Origin of the sequence: Rhizobium sp. 2YAF20, assembly GCF_052114685.1 — a bacterium.
Lineage (GTDB): Bacteria > Pseudomonadota > Alphaproteobacteria > Rhizobiales > Rhizobiaceae > Rhizobium.
In genome coordinates this window covers 139,878-161,545 of sequence record NZ_JBFRFF010000005.1, presented here as the reverse complement: position 1 = coordinate 161,545, position 21,668 = coordinate 139,878, and the positions used below count along the sequence as shown (strand labels likewise).

Annotated in this window: 24 protein-coding genes and 1 pseudogene; 8 read left to right on the top strand and 17 right to left on the bottom strand. The window is 60.4% G+C overall.

Annotated elements, in window-relative coordinates; all coding sequences use genetic code 11:
* Positions 1-393, top strand: coding sequence for a VOC family protein (locus AB4Z52_RS09980; RefSeq protein WP_442217749.1), 393 nt, complete (start codon positions 1-3; stop codon positions 391-393).
* Positions 394-575: 182 nt separating this feature from the next.
* On the opposite strand, the gene AB4Z52_RS09975 is transcribed toward AB4Z52_RS09980, so the two are convergent.
* The 7 genes from AB4Z52_RS09975 to AB4Z52_RS09945 form a co-directional block, all read right to left on the bottom strand.
* Entirely contained in the window at positions 576-1,502 is a 927-nt protein-coding gene (locus AB4Z52_RS09975; RefSeq protein WP_442217748.1) for a carbohydrate kinase family protein, read from the bottom strand.
* A 74-nt stretch (positions 1,503-1,576) separates the two neighbouring features.
* Positions 1,577-2,275 (bottom strand): orotate phosphoribosyltransferase, encoded by a 699-nt coding sequence (locus AB4Z52_RS09970; RefSeq protein ID WP_442217747.1) that lies wholly within the window; start codon positions 2,273-2,275, stop codon positions 1,577-1,579.
* A gap of 56 nt (positions 2,276-2,331) precedes the next feature.
* On the bottom strand, positions 2,332-3,384 hold the full coding sequence (gene pyrC, locus AB4Z52_RS09965) for a dihydroorotase (RefSeq protein ID WP_442217746.1): 1,053 nt from the start codon (positions 3,382-3,384) through the stop codon (positions 2,332-2,334).
* Positions 3,385-3,475: 91 nt separating this feature from the next.
* On the bottom strand, positions 3,476-4,108 hold the full coding sequence (locus AB4Z52_RS09960) for a nucleoside triphosphate hydrolase (protein ID WP_442217745.1): 633 nt from the start codon (positions 4,106-4,108) through the stop codon (positions 3,476-3,478).
* The gene (locus tag AB4Z52_RS09955) at positions 4,105-4,887 is read right to left on the bottom strand and encodes an ATP-binding cassette domain-containing protein (RefSeq protein WP_442217744.1); all 783 of its coding nucleotides are present in this window, start codon (positions 4,885-4,887) and stop codon (positions 4,105-4,107) included. The genes AB4Z52_RS09960 and AB4Z52_RS09955 overlap by 4 nt, the downstream gene beginning before the upstream one ends.
* Positions 4,888-4,889: 2 nt before the next feature.
* Positions 4,890-5,954 carry an ABC transporter permease gene (locus tag AB4Z52_RS09950; RefSeq protein ID WP_442217743.1) on the bottom strand — a complete coding sequence of 355 codons (1,065 nt, stop codon included), beginning with the start codon at positions 5,952-5,954 and terminating at the stop codon, positions 4,890-4,892.
* Positions 5,955-6,094: 140 nt separating this feature from the next.
* Complete coding sequence (locus AB4Z52_RS09945) at positions 6,095-7,120, bottom strand: sugar ABC transporter substrate-binding protein (RefSeq protein WP_442217742.1); 1,026 nt, start codon at positions 7,118-7,120, stop codon at positions 6,095-6,097.
* A gap of 234 nt (positions 7,121-7,354) precedes the next feature.
* On the opposite strand from AB4Z52_RS09945, the gene AB4Z52_RS09940 reads away from it, so the two are divergent.
* Positions 7,355-8,602, top strand: a complete 1,248-nt coding sequence (locus AB4Z52_RS09940) for an ROK family transcriptional regulator (protein ID WP_442217741.1) — start codon at positions 7,355-7,357, stop codon at positions 8,600-8,602.
* A complete protein-coding gene (locus AB4Z52_RS09935; RefSeq protein WP_442217740.1) occupies positions 8,586-9,017 on the top strand; it encodes an RbsD/FucU family protein in 432 nt (143 codons plus the stop codon). Before AB4Z52_RS09940 ends, AB4Z52_RS09935 begins: the two co-directional genes overlap by 17 nt.
* A gap of 138 nt (positions 9,018-9,155) precedes the next feature.
* On the opposite strand, the gene AB4Z52_RS09930 is transcribed toward AB4Z52_RS09935, so the two are convergent.
* The 5 genes and pseudogenes from AB4Z52_RS09930 to AB4Z52_RS09910 all read right to left on the bottom strand — a co-directional run bounded on the left by AB4Z52_RS09930 (position 9,156) and on the right by AB4Z52_RS09910 (position 14,267).
* Positions 9,156-10,205, bottom strand: coding sequence for a 4-hydroxyproline epimerase (locus tag AB4Z52_RS09930; RefSeq protein WP_442217739.1), 1,050 nt, complete (start codon positions 10,203-10,205; stop codon positions 9,156-9,158).
* A gap of 50 nt (positions 10,206-10,255) precedes the next feature.
* Complete coding sequence (locus AB4Z52_RS09925; RefSeq protein WP_442217738.1) at positions 10,256-11,506, bottom strand: NAD(P)/FAD-dependent oxidoreductase; 1,251 nt, start codon at positions 11,504-11,506, stop codon at positions 10,256-10,258.
* A gap of 56 nt (positions 11,507-11,562) precedes the next feature.
* A pseudogene (locus AB4Z52_RS09920) lies at positions 11,563-12,102 on the bottom strand (alpha/beta hydrolase); the annotation flags it as partial.
* 409 nt (positions 12,103-12,511) lie between these two features.
* Entirely contained in the window at positions 12,512-13,393 is an 882-nt protein-coding gene (locus AB4Z52_RS09915; protein WP_442217737.1) for an aldo/keto reductase, read from the bottom strand.
* Positions 13,394-13,424: 31 nt separating this feature from the next.
* A complete protein-coding gene (locus AB4Z52_RS09910; protein ID WP_442217736.1) occupies positions 13,425-14,267 on the bottom strand; it encodes an oxidoreductase in 843 nt (280 codons plus the stop codon).
* A 124-nt stretch (positions 14,268-14,391) separates the two neighbouring features.
* Between AB4Z52_RS09910 and AB4Z52_RS09905 the strand changes: the two genes are divergently transcribed.
* A complete protein-coding gene (locus AB4Z52_RS09905; protein ID WP_442217735.1) occupies positions 14,392-15,321 on the top strand; it encodes a LysR family transcriptional regulator in 930 nt (309 codons plus the stop codon).
* A gap of 3 nt (positions 15,322-15,324) precedes the next feature.
* Here the strand turns inward: AB4Z52_RS09905 and AB4Z52_RS09900 are convergent, their stop codons facing one another.
* Positions 15,325-15,975: a TetR family transcriptional regulator gene (locus tag AB4Z52_RS09900; RefSeq protein ID WP_442217734.1), complete on the bottom strand. Its 651-nt coding sequence runs from the start codon at positions 15,973-15,975 to the stop codon at positions 15,325-15,327.
* On the bottom strand, positions 15,976-16,686 hold the full coding sequence (locus AB4Z52_RS09895; protein WP_442217733.1) for a class I SAM-dependent methyltransferase: 711 nt from the start codon (positions 16,684-16,686) through the stop codon (positions 15,976-15,978).
* Positions 16,687-16,889: 203 nt separating this feature from the next.
* Here AB4Z52_RS09895 and AB4Z52_RS09890 point away from each other — a divergent pair, with 203 nt between their 5' ends.
* Positions 16,890-17,840, top strand: coding sequence for an oxidoreductase (locus AB4Z52_RS09890; protein WP_442217732.1), 951 nt, complete (start codon positions 16,890-16,892; stop codon positions 17,838-17,840).
* 85 nt (positions 17,841-17,925) lie between these two features.
* Here AB4Z52_RS09890 and AB4Z52_RS09885 read toward each other — a convergent pair whose 3' ends face one another.
* Positions 17,926-18,441 carry a BA14K family protein gene (locus AB4Z52_RS09885; RefSeq protein ID WP_442217731.1) on the bottom strand — a complete coding sequence of 172 codons (516 nt, stop codon included), beginning with the start codon at positions 18,439-18,441 and terminating at the stop codon, positions 17,926-17,928.
* A gap of 213 nt (positions 18,442-18,654) precedes the next feature.
* Between AB4Z52_RS09885 and AB4Z52_RS09880 the strand changes: the two genes are divergently transcribed.
* From AB4Z52_RS09880 to AB4Z52_RS09870, 3 genes are all read left to right on the top strand, one after another.
* Positions 18,655-19,572 (top strand): DnaJ C-terminal domain-containing protein, encoded by a 918-nt coding sequence (locus AB4Z52_RS09880; protein ID WP_442217730.1) that lies wholly within the window; start codon positions 18,655-18,657, stop codon positions 19,570-19,572.
* Positions 19,573-19,575: 3 nt separating this feature from the next.
* Positions 19,576-19,908, top strand: a complete 333-nt coding sequence (locus tag AB4Z52_RS09875) for a chaperone modulator CbpM (protein ID WP_442217729.1) — start codon at positions 19,576-19,578, stop codon at positions 19,906-19,908.
* A 107-nt stretch (positions 19,909-20,015) separates the two neighbouring features.
* The gene (locus AB4Z52_RS09870) at positions 20,016-20,714 is read left to right on the top strand and encodes a hypothetical protein (protein WP_442217728.1); all 699 of its coding nucleotides are present in this window, start codon (positions 20,016-20,018) and stop codon (positions 20,712-20,714) included.
* 188 nt (positions 20,715-20,902) lie between these two features.
* Here AB4Z52_RS09870 and AB4Z52_RS09865 read toward each other — a convergent pair whose 3' ends face one another.
* Entirely contained in the window at positions 20,903-21,079 is a 177-nt protein-coding gene (locus tag AB4Z52_RS09865) for a hypothetical protein (protein ID WP_442217727.1), read from the bottom strand.
* A gap of 107 nt (positions 21,080-21,186) precedes the next feature.
* Positions 21,187-21,444 carry a hypothetical protein gene (locus AB4Z52_RS09860; protein ID WP_442217726.1) on the bottom strand — a complete coding sequence of 86 codons (258 nt, stop codon included), beginning with the start codon at positions 21,442-21,444 and terminating at the stop codon, positions 21,187-21,189.
* Positions 21,445-21,668: the final 224 nt, after the last annotated feature.

The following is a 21,668-nucleotide window of genomic DNA, read 5'->3' as shown; positions in this document are numbered from 1 at the left end:
ATGATCGCACCGGTCCTGAGGGTCGCCCGACCCACGGACGATATCAACCGGCTCCGCCCGTTTTACGAGGCGGGGCTGGGTTTCACGGAGCTGGCGTCATTCGTGAATCATCAGGACTTCGATGGCCTGATTCTAGGTCATCCCAATTGGCCGTATCATCTGGAATTCACGCGTCAGCACGGCCACGCCGTGGGCCGCTCTTCATCGCCGGATAATTTGCTGGTTTTCTATCTGCCCGACCTTCGGGAATGGGAGCTGGCTGTGGCACGGATGGAGATGGCAGGGTTTTTGCCGGTCGGGTCGTACAATCCATACTGGGATGTCAGCGGGCGGACATTCGAGGACCCGGATGGGTATCGGGTTGTGTTGCGGAACACGACGTGGGGATTGTAGGGCGGACGTTAAATTCGAGTCCCGGCCCCCTTTGTCGGCGGGCCGACATCTCCCCCCACAGGTGGGGAGAATAGATGGTGGCCACCGCTCGCCGCGCATTTACATTCTGATGTTTATTGGTTGGCGGAGGCGGAGCGGCCGGGCTGGGGCTTCACCCTCCCCATTTAGGAGAGGTGTTTTCATCAAAGGCCGATTTCGTGTGCCCAGGGCGGGTTGGCGCCGGCGCGGGAGACGGTGACGGCGGCGGCTTTGGCGCCGAGGGAAAGCGCATCGCGAAGGGCTTCTTCACTGAGCGACGCCACCTGCGCCTTGGTGAGGAGGTTGTTCATCTTCAGCGAGGCGAGGATACCCGCGTCGAAGGTGTCGCCGGCGCCGACCGTATCGACGACGGTGACGCGCTGACTGGGCACGGAAACCTTCAGCGAGCGGCTGTAGCCGGTGGCGCCGTCGGCCCCGCGGGTGATGACGACGAGCTTGGCGCCGTGATCAAGCCAATGGGCGGCAAGCGCGTCCTGATCGCCCTTGAGGCCGAACCATTCGAGGTCCTCGTCGGAAAATTTCACGATGTCCGATTTGGCGGCCATGCGCTTTATCCGCGCCATGTGGGACGGCTTGTCCTTGATGAAGCCGGGGCGGATATTGGGGTCGAGCGAGATAACGCGCGTGCCGCATTCGCGTTCGAGCAGCGCTTCGTAAGTCTCGCCGCAGGGGCTGGGTATGAGGCTGATGGCGCCGAAGTGCAGCGCCTCGCAATCATCGCCGAGGACTGGCAGATCTGCCGTGGTGATCATCCGGCCGGCCGTCCCTTCGTCGTAAAATGCGTAGGTCGCCTGGCCGTTGACGAGCTTGACGAAGGCGATCGTGCTCGGCCGCGAAACGATGGCACAGGGACCGGAGTCGACCTTGCTCGTGAGCAACGTCTCGCGCAGGATATCGCCCAGCATATCGTCGGCAAGGCCGGTGAAGAACGCCGTGGGCACCCCAAGGCGGCCAAGGGCGATCGCGGTGTTGAAAATCGCGCCGCCGGCATAGGGCGCAAATCCCTTTTCGCCCTGCGTCGTATCTCGCGGCAGCATGTCGATCAAAGCTTCGCCACAGCACAATATCATGAAGGCCTCCCGGAGAACGCGTCTCTCATTCTTCTATCAAATCGACTAGATAAACCCAGGGCAAAAGCAAAGCGTCACGTCGTCAAAAGCTCGGCAACACCGCCATTTTTCGCAGACCAGGCAAGTGGTGCATTGAGGAAGGCCTCGACCTCAGACAGCGTGTTTTCGTCGAACAGCTTTTGCGCCTTGGCGACTGCCAGTACGTCACGCCAGGTGGCGATGTGATGCAGTTTGACCTTACCAGTTGCGAAGCGCTCCTCCGCCTCGGCAAAGATGCCATAGTAGAACAGCGCGATGCCATGTTCGACGATGCCACCGGCCGCCCGCACCGCGTCGATGAAGGTGAACATGCTGCCGCCGGCTGTCGTCAGGTCCTCGATAACAAGCACCCGGCCGCCTTCGGGCATATGGCCCTCGATCTGGGCATTGCGGCCATGGCCTTTCGGCTGCTTGCGGACATAGATCATCGGCAGGCCGAGACGGTCGGCCAGCAGCGCTGCGAAGGGGATGCCCGCCGTCTCGCCGCCGGCGATGCAATCGAACTGTTCGAAGCCAGCGTCGCGCATCAACACGCTTGCAGCGAAATCCATCACGGTGGAACGAATGCGCGGGAAGGACAGAAGCTTGCGGCAATCGATATAGACCGGGCTCGCCATTCCCGAGGCGAATTTATAGGGCTTCTCGGCGTTGAAATGGACCGCCTTGATCTCCCAGAGCATCTTCGCCACCAGCTCGGCCATCACGGCGCGATCGGGAAATGTCGTCTGGATCATGCGTATCTCCTACAGCGCGTCGATATGCCTGCGGCATAGCAGCAAGCGGCAAAGGTTTAAAGAGCGTGGTTTCTTTCCACTTGCCAATGCAGCGGAAACATCGGATCGAACACCGTCACAGGTCCAGCGCCGGTTTCGATCTTGTCCGGGAAAGACACGGATTCGATGTGGCGGATGAGGGTGATGGTGTCTTCATTCGGTGCCAGGCCGTACCACGCCGGACCGCTCAGCGATGTGAATGCTTCGAGCCTGTCGAGAGCGCCCTCCTGTTCGAAGACATGGGCAAGGCAGCTCATGGTGTTGATCGAGGTGTAGATGCCAGCGCAGCCGCAGGCGCATTCCTTGAGCGGATCGACATGCGGCGCGGAATCGGTGCCGAGGAAGAAGCGGCCATCGCCGCTTGTTGCAGCGGCCCGCAAAGCCAGCCGGTGGTTTTCGCGTTTGGCGACAGGCAAGCAGTAGTAATGGGGCCGGATGCCGCCGACGAGGATGGCGTTGCGGTTGATGATGAGATGATGGGTGGTGATCGAGCCGGCAAGGTTCGACTTGGCGGATTTGATGTAGTCGACACCGTCAGACGTCGTCACGTGCTCCATCGTCACCTTGAGTTCGGGCAACCGCCGCCGCAAGGGGTCAAGCACGGTGTCAATGAAGACTGCCTCGCGATCGAAGATGTCAACTTCCGCCGCCGTCACCTCGCCGTGGACGCAAAGCGGCAGGCCGATCTTTGCCATCCGCTCGAGCACCGGCATTGCCTTGTTCATGTCGCGTACGCCGCCGTGGGAATTGGTCGTAGCACCAGCCGGGTAGAGCTTGACTGCCGTGATGAGGCCGCTGTTCTTGCCCTCCTCGACATCGTCTGGACTGGTATGCTCGGTCAGATAGAGCGTCATCAGCGGCTCGAAACGGTCGCCCTTCGGCAGGGCCTTCACGATGCGCTCGCGATAGGCCTTGGCATCCGCCGTCGTGACGACCGGCGGGACGAGGTTCGGCATGATGATGGCCCGGGCGAAATGCCTCGATGTATCGCCGATCACGCCTGCCAGCATGGCATCGTCGCGCAGATGCAGATGCCAGTCATCGGGTCGGCGGATGGTGAGCTTTTGCATGGCGACAGGTCTCCGGAGCGTGGTCTTTGCGCCTCGATAGCATCATCCGGCGTTGCAAAACAATCGTGCAATGAAGCCAGCGCCAAGACGCCTAGTCTTGCACGATCTCGATGGTGAGATCGGCCGGGCGTCGATTGCCGAGGATCAGCCTGCCGTTCGGCAGATCGTTTTCATAGACCTTGGCCTGCGCCGCCTTGTCGTCGAGATCGTAGCCCTTCCAGCGGGCCCATAGCCGCTCCTCAAGCACCTCGATTGGCGGAGCCAGCATGATCGAATAGTCGAACATGCCTTCGAGCTCGGCCCATTTTCCCTGGCTGAACAGCAGGTAATTGCCTTCGACGATGATGAAGCGGTGATCGGGCGAGACGACGCGGGCTGACGCAATTGCCAGTTCGCGGGATCGGTCGAAGACAGGCACCAGCACCTCCTGGTCGCCGGGGCGCACCGCCTTGACGATATCGAGGAAAGCCCTGATATCGAAGGTTTCCGGAATGCCCTTGCGCGCGAGCTGCCCGCGCTCGATCAGGATGGCATTGTCCATGTGGAACCCGTCCATCGGCAGGACTTCGGCGCTCTCGCCCTTCGCGTGGAGCGCGCTGGCCAGATTGTCGGCCAGCGTCGATTTTCCGGCGCCGGGAGGACCGGCAACCGCCACCATATATCGCTTGACCCCGCCTGCCCGAGAGATGAGCTCCGCAGCAATATCCTCGAGCATCACAGTCATGCGGCAACCGTCTCTGCCGGCGCTGCCTTGGCGCCTGTCATGAAGGCAACAGCATCGGACATGGTGTATTCCTTCGGATCGATCACGGTCAGGCGCCTGCCGAGGCGGTGGATATGAATGCGATCCGCCACCTCGAAGACATGCGGCATGTTGTGCGAGATCAGCACGATCGGAATGCCGCGCGAGCGAACGTCGAGGATCAGCTCCAGTACGCGCCGGCTTTCCTTAACGCCGAGGGCGGCCGTCGGCTCGTCAAGGATGATGACTTTCGACCCGAAGGCAGCAGCGCGGGCAACGGCAACACCCTGACGCTGGCCGCCGGAGAGCGTCTCCACCGCCTGGTTGATGTTCTGAATAGTCATCAGGCCGAGTTCCGAAAGCTTGTCGCGAGCCTTTTTTTCCATGGCCGGACGGTCAAGCATCCGAAAGACGCTGCCGAGCATGCCCGGCTTGCGGATTTCGCGGCCGAGAAACATGTTGTCGGCAATGGAAAGCGCCGGCGAAAGAGCGAGGTTCTGATAGACCGTCTCGATCCCCGCCTCGCGCGCCTCCAGCGGCGATCGGTACTGCACGGACTTGCCTTCCAGCGTGATCTCGCCCTCATCGACGGTGATGGCACCGGAAATCGCCTTGATGAGCGAGGATTTTCCGGCACCGTTGTCGCCGATGACCGCCAGGATTTCGCCGGGATAGAGATCGAAGTCGGCGTGATCGAGGGCGGTGACGCGTCCGTAGCGCTTGACTAGGCCGCGAGCGGTAAGAATAGGTTCGCCAACCATGATTACACCGAAACCTTTCTGATCCACTGATCGATTGCGACGGCTGCGATGATCAACACGCCCGTCAACAGGACCTTCCATTGAGGATCGGCTCCAAGCATATTCAAACCCATGGAGACGACGCCGACGATCATGGCTCCGAAGAGCGTACCCAGGATCGAGCCACGGCCGCCGAACAACGAGATGCCGCCGATCACCGTTGCCGTGATTGCCTGCAGATTGAAATCCGTGACCGCAGAGGATGGCGAGACCGACCCGTTGCGGCCGATCGAAACCCAGGCCGCGAGACCTGCAATCACACCGGAGACGGCATAGACGGTGAGCAGCACCTTCTTGGTCTGAATGCCGGACAGTTTAGCCGCTTCCGGGTCGTCGCCGACGGCATAGACGTGCCGGCCCCAGGCGGTGTGATTAAGAATGTACCAGAGCGCCAGAACCAGCACGACCATGGCGATCACGCCGAGTGTGAGTACCGCGTTGCCCAGCTTGAAACTGGCGGCAAAGAGGTGAAGCAGCGGCGCCTTTTCATCCACATCGGTGTCGCGGATCGTCTCGTTGGCCGAATAGATGAAGTTCGTGGCCATGACGATATTCCACGTACCGAGCGTCACGATGAAGGGAGGCAGCTTCATATAGGCGACGAGAAAGCCGTTCAGCCAACCGCAGAGCCCGCCAACGACCAGACCTGCCACGACGGCAATCGGCGTCGGTATGCCGTAGGTGATCGCGACATTGCCCATGATGACAGAGGAAATCACCATGATCACGCCGATCGACAGGTCGATGCCGGCCGTGAGGATGACAAGCGTCTGCGCCGCGCCGAGAATGCCGACGATGGCGATCTGCTGCAAAATGAGCGTCAACGTATAGGATGAAAAGAAGCGGCCGCCGATGGCGATGCCGAAGATCACGATCGCAAGCAGCAGGACAATCAGCGGCACGGCCGCCGGCGTCGAGTGCAGAAAGTGCTGTGCACGCTTTAAAAGCGATAGGTCCTGGTTGTCAAATGTCGCGACGCTTTTGTCGCTGTCGTCGAGAACGCGCTCGAATTCCTGAGTTCCGGTCATGTTTTCTCCTCCACGCGCCGAACCCGCGCAGATCCAATTACCAATGCGACTATGCCTGTATGTCAAGGCAACAGCGCATCGCCGTCGTAATCGGCCGGGGATGGAAATCCCCGGCCGATACCGCGACTATCGCGCGAGGCTTAGCCCCAGCACTTGGCAGTGCCTTCCTTGACGTCGATCGACTTGACGCCGGGAACCGGCTTGTCGGTGACGAGCGAGACGCCGGTGTCGAAGAAGGACTTGCCTGCCGTCGGCTTCGGCTTTTCGCCGGTTTCGGCAAACTTCTTGATCGCTTCGACGCCGAGGGCAGCCATCATCAGCGGGTACTGCTGCGAGGTCGCGCCGATGACGCCTTCCTTGACCGACTTGACACCTGGGCAACCGCCGTCAACCGAAACGATCAGCACGTTCTTTTCCATGCCGACTGCCTTCAGTGCCTGGTAAGCGCCAACAGCTGCCGGTTCGTTGATCGTGTGGATGACGTTGATGCCCGGATCCTTCTGGAGAAGGTTCTCCATCGCCTTGCGGCCGCCTTCTTCGTTGCCGTTGGTGACGTCATGGCCGACGATGCGCGGATCGGTTTCGTCGCCGATCTTGTTCGGATCCTTAGGATCGATACCGAAGCCCATCATGAAGCCCTGGTCGCGCAGAACGTCGACCGACGGCTGCGACGGCGCCAGGTCGAGGAACCCGACCTTGGCAGTCTTTACCTTGTCGCCCATGGTTTCCTTGGCCCACTGGCCGATCAGCTTGCCGGCAAGAAGATTGTCGGTAGCAAAGGTCGCGTCGGCTGCATCGGCTGGCTCAAGCGGCGTGTCGAGTGCGATGACCAGCACGCCGGCATCGCGGGCTTTCTTCACGGAAGAGACAATGCCCTTGGTGTCGGAAGCGGCAATAAGGATACCCTTTGCGCCGGAGGCAATGCAGCTTTCGATAGCTGCAACCTGGCTTTCACTGTCACCATCGATCTTGCCGGCGTAGGACTTCAGCGTGACGCCAAGTTCCTTTGCCTTGGCCGTGGCACCTTCCTTCATCTTCACGAAAAAGGGATTGGTATCGGTCTTTGTAATCAGGCATGCACTGACGTTGGCGGCCTGCGCGGGCATTGCAAACACCACGCCGAGGGCTAGGCTAGCAAGTGCTGCGGTGACAACTGATTTCTTCATAATGATCCTCCCAAGGATGTTAAAGGCCGGCGCCAAGCGGGAGCCGGTTAAGGTATGACAATGCTTGAAATTCTTATCGGCAATCTTCCTCCGAAAGCTTTGCCGCATTCTCCACGGTGGCAATTTAGAGCGCAACCGAATGCACTTGTCAATTAATAAATCCGATTGAATTATTAATTCCTTGTGGCATGCTGCCAAAAATTGAGGCATGGCCATTACGGGAGGAGTCGGCCAATGTCATCTGCTGATGATCCGGCGCCCGCGTCGGTCTCACCTTACATTCTTGATCCGAGCGGTGGTGCCAATCAGATTCGCGTGCGAGCCTATAACGAGCGGCTTGTGCTTTCGCTCGTCCGCCGACATGGGGCGCTTTCGAAGGCGGACCTTGCCCGGCGCACCGGTCTTTCCGCACAGACGGTCTCGGTCATCATGCGCGCGCTGGAAAAGGAAGGTCTTCTCTTGAGGGATGAACCGGTGCGCGGTCGCGTCGGCCAACCGTCCATTCCGATGCGTCTCAATGCCGATGCCGTCTTCTCCTTCGGCGTGAAGATAGGGCGTCGCAGCGCCGATCTCGTCCTTATGGATTTCGTCGGCGGCATTCGCAGGCGCGTTCACCAGATCTATCCCTATCCGCTGCCGCAGGACATCATGGGGTTTATAACCGCGGGCATTCACGACATCGAAAGCCGCATGACCGAGACCGAGCGCGCCCGCGTCGCCGGGATCGGCATTGCAGCGCCTTTCGAATTGTGGAACTGGGCCGACGAGGTGGGAGCGCCCGAGGGCGCCATGGATGTCTGGCGCGGCTTCAATCTGCAGACGGAGGTCGCTTCCCGCGTTACCCACCCGGTCTACCTGCAAAATGATGCGACTAGCGCCTGTGGCGCCGAACTGGTCTTCGGGGTTGGGGCACACTATCCCGATTTCGTCTACCTGTTCATCGGCTCTTTCATCGGCGGCGGCATCGTGCTGAATTCCTCGATCTTCGTCGGCCGGACGGGGACTGCCGGCGCGCTCGGGCCTCTGCCGGTGAGAGACCGCAATGGCGATACGAGGCAGCTTCTCGACATCGCTTCGATCTTCGTTCTCGAGAACCTGTTACGCGATCGGGGCATCGACCCGCAGCCGCTGTGGTACTCGGCGGACGACTGGATCGACTTCGGCGAACCGCTGGAGATCTGGATCCAGGACACGGCGAAGGCATTGGCGCAGGCGATCGTTGCTGCCGCATCGATCATCGACTTCAGCGCGGCGGTGATCGACGGCGGCTTTCCCGGCTGGGTGCGCAAACGCGTCGTCCTTGCCACGATCCAGGCTGTCTCAAAGCTGGACCTTCAGGGCGTTGTCATGCCAGAGATCATCGAGGGTGCTGTCGGGACACAGGCGCGCGCCATCGGCGGCGCGAGCCTGCCAATCTTTGCGCGCTACCTGATAGACCAAAACATACTCTTCAAGGAGATCGAACATGCTGAAGGGCATTGACCCACTGCTGAGCCCGGACCTGCTCTACGCGCTGCGCGCCATGGGCCACGGCGACGAGATCGCACTTGTCGACGGCAACTATCCCGGGCTGGAACACGCTCGCCGGCTGATCCGGCTCGACGGCCACGGCGTCGTTCCCGTACTCGATGCAGTCCTCAGCGTCATGCCGATTGACACTTTCGTCGATGAGGCGATCTTCCGCGCCACGGTCAAGCAGGATCGCGATACCCTCGACCCGGTGCATCGCGAGATGGTTGATTGTTGCGCCAGGCATGTCCCTGATATCAAGGTCGTGCCGCTCCTGCCCAAGGATTTCTACGAGCGCGTCCGCACCGCGCACGCGCTGGTCCAGACCAGCGAGCGGCGGCTCTACGGCAATATCATCCTGCGCAAGGGCGTGGTTTATCCGAAGTAGCTTCCCTTACCTCTCCCTTTGTTGGGGGAGGTCGCAGCGTAGTTGCGGGTGAGGTGATAGTTGGGTGTCTCAGGCACCCCACCCCGCGCTTCGTGCCGACCCTCCCCAATCAAAGACAGGGTGTTCCAAGGACGAAACTTATTTCCCACCAGCCCCTATGTCCCCCGCCGATGGTCCCCAGACGTCGGTGAGCGCGAAACCTTCGGCCATGGGGTCAAAGGGGTCAAGGGAGACCTGCGAGAGGCCGAAGGTGAAGCCGCGGCCGGTGATCGTTGGGATGATCGCCGGGCGACCGGCGACTTCGGTCACCGCCGACAAACCGACCTCGAATTCCGAGCCTATGATCGAGCGGGACTTGAAGACGTCCCCGACCCTTGCCTTGCCGCGGGCGTGAAGGGTCGCCAGATTGGCAGAGTTGCCGGTGCCGCAGGGAGAGCGGTCGACGCGCCCGGGCCACATGGTCGTGCAGGTGCGGATGGCGCCATCGGGATCGAGGTCGCGGAACATTACGTAGGCAACGCCGGAGATTGCCGGAATTTCAGGATGAACCACCGGAATGGTGCGGTTGATCAGCTCCTTCAGGATCATCCCCGCCTGGACGAGCAAGGCGGCATTCTCCTTCTCGATCGTCAGCCCCACCTGACCGACATCGACAAGTGCGTAGAAAATCCCGCCGTAGCAGAGGTCGATCGAGATGCGGCCCCATTGGGTCTCGATCGCGACATCGAGTTCGTGGACGAAGGACGGCACCATGGTGAGCCTCACCTTCTCGCAGCGGCCGTCACGGCAGGTGGCGGTCGCCTTGACGAGGCCGGCGGCCGTGTCAAGCGTCACCACCGTTTCCGGCTCCTTCATCTCGACGATCCCCGATTCGAGCAAGGCCGTCGTGATGCAAATCGAATTCGAGCCGGAGCTTGCATGCGCCTGGTCCGGCTGCAAGATGATGAAGCCGGCATCGGCGTCAGGGTGCTTGGCCGGGAGCAGCAGATTGACCGACCCGATTGGAGCGCCGCGCGGCTCGAGCACGAGGAAACGGCGCAGTTCCTGGCCCTTGGGGTCTGTGTTCATCCAGTGAAGCTGTTCTGCGATCGTGGTGCCGGGGATCTTCGGCACGCCGCCAATGGCGACCTTGCCGATTTCACCTTCGCAATGGACATCGAGAAGCTGGATCGTGCGCTTCCATCTCATCTCATTTTCTCCCAATCAGACGTGGCGAGGATCCTGGCATCGGTTTCCTCCTAATAGCGATCGATACGGAACGGGTTCATGTCAACCGAGGGAGCAATGCCGGCCATCATATCGGCCAGAAGCCGGGCTGTCGTTGCAGAAAGGGTGAGGCCCAGATGACCGTGGCCCGTGGCATACCAGACCCCGGCAATGCGAGACGAAGGCGAGATGATCGGGATCGTGTCCGGCAGCGCCGGGCGATGGCCCATCCAGTCCGTGGCCTCCTCGACCTTCAGCCCCGGCAGAGCACGCTGGGCGTGACGAACCAGCACGCGCGGGCGGCGATATTCCGGCGGCGCGTCGAGACCGGCAAGTTCGACATTGCCACCGACGCGAATGCCGCCGGCGGTCGGCGTCACCATGAAGGCGCGTTGTGGCCAGATGACGGAATAGCGCATTGAAATGCCGGGCCTCATGATCTGCGTGTGATAGCCGCGCTCGGTCTCGAGCGGGATCGGCTCGCCGAGTGTCTTGGCGATGAAACGCGTCCTTACCCCAGCCGCAAGAACGACTTGAGCCGCATCGACGTGGCGGCCATCGGAGAGGGCGACAGAGACGCTGCCGTCCGGCAACCGCTCGACGTTACAAACTTCGCCGGTCACCATCGACATGCCGAGGGCTTTGGCCGCTTCAACCAGCCGCAGTACCAGGCGATAGGGATCGCGGATCGATTTGTTGTCGGGCAGCAACACCGCCTTGGCGATCTTCGGCGACAGGGCCGGCTCGTAGTCCCTGATCTCTGCGCCCAAGAGCACTTTGTGCTCGAAGCCGTAGCGCTGCATCAATGCGATATGGCCGCGATCCGAGGCAAACTCCGCTTCGGTCTCATAGATGGCAAGGCAGCCTTCCTCGGTCATCAGCTCCGGCACACCGATCGCGTTCAGCATCGCCCTGAAATCGCGAAGCGCAGGAGCGGATAGGGCCATCCCAGCATCTTCGATCTCCTTGAGACGGGAAGACCTGCCGGCGGCGAGGAAGCGCAGGAACCACGGCAATATTTTCGGCGCATAGGTGGGGCGGAGCCAGACCGGGCCTTCCGGATCAAGCAGCCAACCGGGAATCCTGCGCCAGGTCGATGGGCCGGAACTGGCAGCGAAATCGAGCGCGATGCTTGCCATATTGCCGAAGGAGGCCCCCTGCCCCGGCTCTGCATTGTCGATGATCGTCACGCTGCGGCCGCGACGCTGCAATTCGAAGGCAATCGCCGCGCCGATGATGCCGGCGCCAACGACAATCACCGCCTGTTTCCCGTCTTCCGTCATGACCACCCGAAATTCCTAGCGTCAACACCTGTGATATATCAGATGCAGGGCTATGCCTACCGGTTTTTTACGGGCGAGGCGGTCGATTTGGAAGACTGCGGCAAGGCGAGATGATTGTCGAAAAGGGCGGGATCAACGCTATCGCCAAACAAGCCGACGGTGTCGTAGAGCGAGCGGCCGAGGCACTGAACCTGGTCGCCATAGCTGCGACGCGTTCTCGGATCGAAGACGGCGATGCTTGCCGCGCCGACGGTCTGGGCGGCGCCGATCGCGACTGCGCCCAGCGCTTTACCGACGCCGACATCCTGATCGGTGACCGTCTGCCCGGTCACCAGCCGATCGCCGATCAGCCTTACCGCTTCCGGGCTTTCGGCAAACTTGCCGTGGTTGAGCGCATCGCCGGATTTGAGCTTGGTGAGGTCGATGACGGTAGTGTCGTGTTTTTCAAGCTCCGAGCGATAGGGCTCGACGGAAGGGGCCATCTGGTCGAGCCGGTCGGCGGCGCCTGAAATGCTGCGGGATAGCCCCTCAACCGTCGCTTTCCCGTCGCGATAGAGCTTTCGGAACATTCGGCGCCGAAATCCACCGAGAGTTGCAGGACAACTTCGATTGGGAATTAACCGGTTCAACCTGGATGTGTCAAATCGCAACCTGATCGCGGACCGATGTTTTCGAAAACTGCAAGGGGCAATAGCAGAAACGAAAAGAGCCCGACGCGGGAGGAGGATGCGTCGGGCTCTTGATCCTGACCGGCAACTGGGAGGAGGAGTGTTGCCAGTCTAAGAAGGAGCGCTGGGAGGAGGAGTGCGCTTCCTTCGACGACTATTGATATAGACAATTCGCTCAATGAGGAAGATCGTTCGCTGCATTGCAGCATTGCAAATTATGCAATGCTGCAAGGGCCAGCGCCTGAAAAATGCTCAATTGGGCGTTTGTCTGGCGACTTGAACAGGAAGGCGACCGCCTCGCCGGCCGTCGCCTCCGTCCAAAATCAAAAGCTGGAAATCATGCCGCCTTGAAGACCCTCTTGCCCTCACCATCCAGCGCCCGGAACTCTTCGTCCGACAGCGTGATGTTGACGGCTGCGACGTTTTCTTCAAGGTGCTTCACCTTCGATGTACCGGGGATCGGCAGCATCACGGGGCTACGCTTCAGCACCCAGTCGAGCGCGATCTGGCTCGGAGCCGCATTGTGCCGCTTGGCGATCGTGTCGAGAAGCGAGCCCGGCTTGGCGATATCGCCGGCGGCAAGCGGGTACCAGGGAATGAAGCCGATATTGTGCTTTTCGCAATAGTCGAGCACGTCCTCGCTGGTGCGATCCACAAGGTTATAGCGGTTCTGAACAGTCGCGACCTTGAAGACCCTGGATGCCGCCTCGATGTCGGCGACTGCCACTTCGCTGAGGCCGGCATGGCGAATGATCTTGTCGTCGATCAGCGACTTGATGGCGTCGAACTGTTCCTTGGCAGGCACTTTCGGGTCGATGCGGTGCAATTGCCAGAGATCGATCTGCTCGACCCCGAGGTTGCGAAGGCTCTTATGCGCCTGCTGGATCAGATATTCCGGGCGGCCGAGCGGGATCCACCGGTCGGGGCCGGTTCGGGTTAGACCCGCCTTGGTGGCGATGACCACCTTGCCGCCATAGGGATGCAGCGCTTCCTTGATCAGACGTTCCGACACGTCGGGGCCGTAGCTGTCGGCTGTATCGATGAAATTCACACCGAGCTCCGGCAGGCGCTTCAGTGTACGGATGGATTCCGCGTGGTCTTGCGGATCGCCCCAGATGCCGCGCCCGGTGACGCGCATGGCGCCGAAGCCAAGGCGGTTGACAGTCAGGTCACCGCCGATCTTGAAGGTTCCTGATTTGGATGCGTTCAACTCTGACATGGTCTTCCCTTTCCATTGGTAATTGTCTTGCTCATTCGAAATCGGTTGAACTCGACACCGGCTCCCATGCATCGAACTCCGACTTCAAAAGCCCGAGCTTTTCGCGCACGAGGTTGATCGCGTCGCGGCCCAGAAGCAGATGGGCAGGCGGATTGTCGGATGCAACCACCTTCAGCATGGCCCTTGCCGCTTTCTTCGGATCGCCGGCCTGCTTGCCGTTGTAGCCGAGCCGCCGTGCACGCAAGGGCTCGAACACCTCGTTATAGTCTTCGATGGAGCGTTCGGCCCGGACCATGGAGCGACCTGCCCAATCGGTCCTGAAGCCACCCGGCGCGACAGCGGTCACATGAATGCCAAAGCTCTTGACTTCCTTGCCGAGGCTTTCGGAAATCCCTTCGAGAGCAAACTTGCTGCCGTGATAGAACGAAATGCCCGGCATGGTGATGATCCCGCCCATGGAGGTGACGTTGAGGATGTGGCCCGAGCGCCGTTTTCGCATGTAGGGCAGCACTGCCTGGATGACAGCCACCGGGCCGAAAACATTGACCTCGAACTGCCGCCGCAGGTCGGCGATCGAGGACTCCTCGAGCAGCCCCTCGTGGCCGTAGCCGGCGTTGTTGACCAGAACGTCGATGGGACCGACCTCTGCCTCGACTTCAGCGATGACAGGCGCAATCGCGGCATTATCGGTCACGTCGAGCAGTTTGCCGAATGAGAAGCCGGGCTTCAGTGCCTGGAATTCGGCGCGGCCTTCTTCGTTGCGTAGCGTGCCTGCTACCTTGTGACCCTCGGCCAATGCTGCCTCCGCGAGCGCGCGGCCGAAGCCGGTGGACACGCCGGTGATGAAAAATATCCTGGTTTTTCCGTCGGACATGATGGAGCTCCTTGTTTGCGGTCCGACGCTATCGCCCGGCGATAATTTTGATAACCTCGGTAATTCTATATAGGCTTGTTAGAAAATCTGATTAGTCGCGACGAGGTGAGACTTGGAACATAGCGTGCAAAAGGACATGCTGGATGGCTTGATCGCATTCCTGATGGTGGCGGAGGAGCGGAGCTTTTCGGCAGCGGCCGGTCGGCTCGGGGTTTCGCCCTCCGCCATCAGCCAGGCGATAGGCAAGCTCGAACAACGAATGCGGCTGGCACTCTTCAACCGCACGACACGCAGCGTCAGCCTGACGGAGGCCGGTCAACACTATTTCGATCGCGTGGTTCCGGCGGTCCGTGAGTTGAAGGCGGCAGCGCTTGAGATGCGCGAGGCTGTCGATAGGCCGGCGGGCTTGCTGCGCATCAATGTGGCGCGCGCCGGCTACATGATCGCGCTACAGCCGCTCCTCAGGGATTTTCTCGATACCTATCCCGATATCGAGCTAGAGGTGCGTATCGAGCCTTCGCTCGCCGACATCGTCGAGCAGGGTTTCGACGCCGGCATCCGCTTTGGCGATCTCGTGCAGAAAGACATGGTAGCGCTGAAGGTTGGGCCCGAATTGAGCGCCCATATCATCGCGTCTCCCGATTATCTCAGCCGCTGCGGCGTTCCGAAACAGCCACACGATCTCCTTAATCACAATTGCATCGGCTTTCGCCACGCAAGTAGCGGCCAGGTCGAGCGCTGGGAGTTTGAGAAAGACGGCCAGAAGATTGAGCTTGCGGTTGCTGGAAGGCTGATCCTCAACGATTCCGCGGCGCTTACTCAGGCAGCTCTCGACGGGATCGGCTTCGCCTACATGGTCAACGGCTACATCGACCGCTTTCTCGACGATGGACGGCTGGTGCGGGTCCTTACCGATTGGAGTCCTGCACTCGCTGGCCTAACGCTCTACTATGCCGACCGCCGGCGGGTACCAGCGAAACTCAGGGCGCTGATCGATTTTCTTCGCCGCCGCCGACAGGACGTCCTACCATCGACGGCGGGCGCTCTGACGTGACTATCATCTAGCTTTTGGGTCGGCTTGGATGTCGTTGCCGAAGTCGGCGAGTACGCGCCAAAGCTGGCTGAATATATCACGGGCAAACGCCTCGATCGATTCGGGGCGCGGCTCTTCATGCCATCTCTCGCCGCCAACCCTGAGAACGCCGATCACCACGACCGACAGCAGCCGAATGCGCAGGCGCTCGTTGTCGTCGTCGGTGTTTCTGGCAAGCAGCGCCTCTGTCAATTTCTGCTCCAGCTTGGAATATTTGAGCTGGTTGCGGGCGCAAAGCACCGGCGTTTCGCGAATGAGGTCGGCAACTGCCAGGCTCTGCCGATCAAGCGCCGCAATGATCGTCGACGTCAGGGCTTCTTCCACGACCTTGACGATCGGCTCGTCGATTGGGCGTGCTGCGACGGCGGCCGCAAGGCCGTCGGCAAACAGATCCTGCCAGGCGAAGACGACTTCTTCCTTGCTCGGAAAGTAATCGAAGAAGCTCCGCTTGGAGACGTCGGCTGCTTCGGTGATGTCCTCGATCGTCGTGCGGTCGAACCCGCGCTTCAGGAAAAGCTCCATCGCTGCCTGCTCGATGCGCTCCCGCGTCTGGCGGCGCTTGCGCTCGCGCCGGCCTTCCTTCAATTCCCGATCGATGTCTTTCGTTGCGTCCATCTATAGTCCCGCATTCGGCGCGCTGGAATTACGACCACACTTTTCCGTCATCATATCACCGGCAGGCATCGTGATCTCAGCGTCGTCATTCCCACTGTCCTTCAGCGCGCAATCGGTGGAGACCACCACCGGCGCCTTGTGCAAAATGCGGTAGACGCTTGCTGGCGGCAGGTTGCGCACCGTGCCGCCGATCCGTGTCGCCTCGAGGTCCAAAGTGTCCATGATGGAGCGGGAGACCGGACAGCGCGGGCCGTAGGTGAACTGGTAGAAGGCGCCGCCCGGCCGCAGAACGCTGAAGGCGGCGGAAAGAATGGCAGCGACCTTTGCCGGTGGTATGGAGAGAAGCGGCAGTCCGCTGACAACGGCATTGACCGATTTTCCATCGAAGAGCCCTGCCTGACCAATCTCGCTGGCGTCCATCTGCACCACCCGCGCCTCAGGGAAGCGCGCCGACAATGCGCCGGCAAACTCTGCGCCGAATTCGATCAACGTCAGATCGCACTCCCGGATGCCGCGCGCCAAGAGCGCGCGGGTGAAAACACCGGTGCCCGGCCCGAGCTCGAGGACCGGCCCGTCGAGCGCTTCGACCTCCATCGTCATCAGGCGCGCGAGCCTCTCCCCGGAGGGGGCGATCGCCGACACCCGCAGCGGATTGCTTACCCAGGAGCGGAAGAATTGAACGAAATCAGAGCAGGTCGTGTTTGCAGACATTCAATACGTCCAATCGTTGAAAAGGTCATCGTAGCATGACGTTCATTTGAGCGGGAAGCATGGCCGTTCGAAGGCACACCGCCATGATCCAGTCAAATCAATTTGATGCATATTGGCATATATTGCATATATTGTATTTTTGCTTTTAGTGCAATAATTGCGTTGCATCGCAGCTAAAGCCATCCGCATCCTTGGAGATTTGCATGTCCAGTTTTACCGTCAAAGACATTCCCTCCCAATCGGGCCGAATTGCCGTCATCACAGGGGCAACAGGCGGCATCGGCTATGAAGCGGCCAAGGCACTCGCGGCGGCCGGCGCCAGCGTCATCATCGCCTCGCGCAACGGCCAAAAAGGCGCGGAGGTGCTTGCGGAAATACGCGGCACCTGGCCAGGCACAGATGCCAGCTTCGAACCGTTGGATCTTTCAGACCTGTCGTCGGTCGCCGCTTGCGCCAGCCGCATTGCAGGCTCGGTTCCACATATCGACCTCCTCATCAACAATGCCGGCGTCATGGCCATTCCGACGCGCTACGAAACCATTGATGGCTTCGAGATGCAGCTCGGCGCCAACTATCTCGGACACTTTGCATTCGACATGCATCTGATGCCGAGAGTGCTTGCGGCGCCCTCGCCGCGCGTCGTGACGGTCAGCAGCTTGGCCCACCGGTCGGGCAAGATTCAGTTCGACGACCTGCAATTGCAAAAGGGCTACACGCCCTGGAAAGCCTATTCGCAATCCAAGCTGGCGACGCTCCTGTTCAGCCTGGAGCTTGAACGCCGCGCGCGCGCCGAAGCGTGGAACCTGATCAGCAATGCCGCACATCCCGGCTATTCCCTCACGGGATTGCAAAGCACTGGACCGCGCATGGGTCGCGAGGACAGGCCGGCACTGCTGGAGCGTGTTGCCAAGGTGCTTGCGCCGTTCATGTCGCAATCGGCCGCCGACGGCGCCCTGCCGACGCTTTACGCGGCGACATCGCCGGATGCCAGCGGTGGCGTCATGTACGGCCCAGACGGCTTCTACGAGCTGAGGGGGTCGCCCAAGGTTGCAAAGATCGCATCCCCTGCCCTCAACAAAGCGATCTGGCGCCGGCTCTGGGAAACCTCCGAAGAGCTTACCGGCGTCACGGGCCGATCGGCCGCCGCAGCCTAGCTCGTCACGGGCCAGTCATGAAAAAGGCAGCTCGAGAGCCGCCTTTTTCGATTTGAGCAATCCTTGCAGGCGAAGCGCACTGGGCTCAGGGCGAAACGCACTGGGCGCGCGGGCCGCTGTTCGGCTGGTAGGTATTGTCCGAGACGCGATAGGTGCGGTAGCGATTGGCGCACCATTGAATATGGCTGCTGGCGTGGGCCGGCCGTGTGGCAATTGCGCCACCGACGACAGCGCCGGCACCGAAGGCTGCCAGCGGATACCAGAGGCCGTCATTGTAGCGACGATAGCCGGGGCGTGCATAGTGGTAGCCGTGATAGCCATGCCAGTAGCCCGGCCGGTAGCCGGGACGGTGGATCGGATGAGCCGGACGATGATGATAGGGTGGACGGCCATAGCCGGGGCGGCCGTGAACCGGGCGATGCACGGGGCGATGCGCATACCGCCTATACTGTACGTCAATCACATCGGAGGATTGCGATAGACCGGCGTTTCCAATTGGCGACATGTTGGAGATTGGCGCAGCCGTCGCAGGCAGGATAGAAGTCAAGCCCAGCAACGCGCTGAGCGCCGTTGCGGAAATGGCGGAAAGCAATCTGTTCACGTCAGCGCCCTTTTCTTGAACAACCCTTTTGAACACATAACGCGCGTCGGACATCTGGCCAGATGCGTCACTGCTAAAATTGCCCCGGCAATTGATTTCGCTCAAAAAATGCATTTGGGTGGCTTTGAATGCGCGGATTGGCAACTATGTTTACCGAGGCGAGCAGGGAGAAGCGGAGCAATCTGTCTCCCCGCCATTGAAACGGAGCTATGCATGAGCGGCGATCCCTACGAAATTCTTGGCGTCAAGCGAGATGCGGCGCAAAAGGATATCCAGAGCGCCTACCGCAAGCTTGCAAAAAAGCTGCATCCGGATCTCAACCCCGGCGACAAGCAGGCCGAAGAGAAATTCAAGCAGATCTCTGCGGCCTACGGCATTGTTGGCGACGAGGAAAAACGGGCGCGCTTCGATCGCGGCGAGATCGACGGAGCGGGAACCGAGCAGGCGCCACGAAGCTACTATCGCGATTACGCATCCACCAACGGCGCTGGCGGCCGCTATCAGAACGCCAGCGGATTTGCCGATTTCGGCGACGCGGATGATGTCTTTTCCAGTTTCTTCTCGCGCCGGGGCGGCGGCCAGGGGCAGACGAAAATGAAGGGTCAGGATCGACACTATTCCATGGAGGTCGATTTTCTCGACGCCGTCAATGGCACGAAGACCCAGGTGAGCCTGCCGGAGGGACCGGCGCTTGAAGTCGCTATTCCGCCCGGTACGCGCGACGGACAGACACTGCGCCTGCGCGGAAAGGGCGAACCCGGTTTTGGCGGAGGCCCGGCGGGAGATGCGCTTATCGATATCCGGGTGCGGCCGCATAAATTCTATGTTCGCGACGAAGACGACATTCGTTTCGACCTGCCCATCTCGCTGCATGAAGCGGTTCTCGGCGGCAAGATCCGCGTGCCGACGCCTAGCGGTCCGGTGACCGTGACGCTGCCTCCAAATTCGAATACGGGGAAAACCCTGCGTCTCAAGGGCAAGGGCGTACCAAAGCGCGGCGGAGAAAGCGGCGATGCCTATGTGACGCTCAAGATCATGTTGCCGGATGGATCGAATACGGATCTTGCGAGTTTCGTTGAGGACTGGCCGGCGGGAAAGACGCATGAACCGAGAAAAAGCATGGGAGTTTGAGCCATGAACGATCTTGAATTCCGCCTCTGCCTCAAAATCGATGTCACGATCCTCGACGTCTGGGTCGAGCAGGGCTGGGTGGTACCGGATAGGACCGACCGGGGACTGTACTTTCGCGATGCCGACGTCGCCCGGGGTCGCCTTATTCTCGATCTCGTCGAGGCGATGGGTGTCAACGAAGCCGGTGTCGATGTCGTCATGGATCTCGTCGATCAGGTCCACGGCCTGCGCGGAACCTTGCGCGAGCTGATGGAGGCGGTGCGCGTTCAGGATAATGATGTCCAGCAGCGTATTCGCTCGGAAATCGACCGGATGGAAGGGGGCAGTCGTGCCTGACCCCGCCATAAGCCCGGGGCAAGTTCCTTATCTTAGTGATTGCGCAGTCATGCAGTCGCGACTGGCTCCACTAGGAACGATCATGGTCGCCAAAAAGAGGTCTGCCCATGGTTTCCGCACTCTCAAATACCCGAATGATTGCAGCCCAGATGGCACTCCAGGTGCTGATGACCAGCTCGGATGACAGCTCGTCGCAGGATAGCAGTTCATCGACCCCGGGCTCCGGCGACATTTCAAGCCTGCCGTCGTCGTCGCAGGCATCTCTGACGAGCATTCTCAACAGCATGTCGGCAAGCCAGTCCACTACAACATCGACATCGAGCTCAGACGTTGCCAGCACGGACATCACCACCAGCTCTTTCATGGCGCTCCTGAAGCAGAACCTGACCGCGACCGCCAAGAAAAACGAAGACGGCGGCCAGGCGCAGGCGATGCTCGACGCGCTTGCAAACGGCACGCTGACTGTCAACGATCCGGCAAGCGGCGTCTCCATCACTGCCTGGGACCCAAGCGCAAGCACCGATGCGGCTGCGACGACGACCGACGGGACGAGCAAGAGCGGCACCGCCATCCCGGTCACGGATTGGAACGACTATCTCAAGGCCCACCTTGCTCGTAGCTCCAACGGGACGTTCAGCCGGACGAGCGACGGCAGCTTCATCGACAAGGAAAGCGGCAAAGACGCCTATTTCGGCCAGGTCGGCTCGCAGTTCTACTATCTGACATACCCGTCCTCATCGACAGTGTCGGGCGCGACAACGGCGTCTGGGACAGCCTCTGCCAACGCCACCGACACTCAGAGCTGACGCTGGGTATTCGGCGCGATTGAAGGCGGCGCCGCGAGAGATGTTTCAGCGCGACCCGAATAGCAGGTTCGCTTGAGATTTTCGGCTTTTTTGCTAGAATGGCGGACACTCACTTATCATTTCCGACCTGCCCCACCGACAGAGATTGCGGTGGGGTCTTTTTTGGCGATCGAACTCAAGCTCAATGTTTAGCGCCGGCTGTCGCGGATGCACGCCGCGCGCTGTTCCTGCCAGAACAAACCGTGCGCCTCCAGCGTGCACTTGCGCCAGACTTCCATGGAGGCAGGTGGTTCGAACAATGCCTTCTCCGCCACCATCCCGATGGCGAAAGCGGCAAACAAGGCACCAAGTATGTTTCTGACCATTCCCGATGATGGCACCGGCGGGTTTCGGATTGGTTATCACGCATCAAGGCACAAAGAGGCCGCCCCACGTGTCGCAGGCCGGCCCCGTCGGTTGTAGAAAGCGGCGGTTACTTGACGCCGATAAGCATGAGCGCCTGCTTCATGTCGGCATCTCCCTGGGCGCTGCCGCCCTTTGCGAGACAATCCTTGTTCGCCTCGTCGCGAAGCTTCGTCGCCTTTGCTACGTTGACCGTGCTTGCCTTGGTTGTCTTGACCCCGGCATCAAAATCGCTGATGTCCTTTTTGCAATCGGACTTTGCAAAGGATGCAGAGGCGCTCGATAGCGCAAGGGCCGCCAATACAGCGGCTGCGATGATTGGTTTCATGTTGTTTCCTCCTTTGTCGAGCCGATGTCGCCATACTGCCGACGGCTGAAAAACATCAGCGTGGAAACAAGATAAGCTCTCAAATGTGTATCAGCATGGCCTGGACTTTACATCCCGGTAAGCTTTTCATTGCCCCGAAGGCGTCACATAGAACCATGCGCTTGAACTAAATGGATCGGAACCCATATTACATAGCAGTCGATACGGTTCCCCGTTTCGGCTGT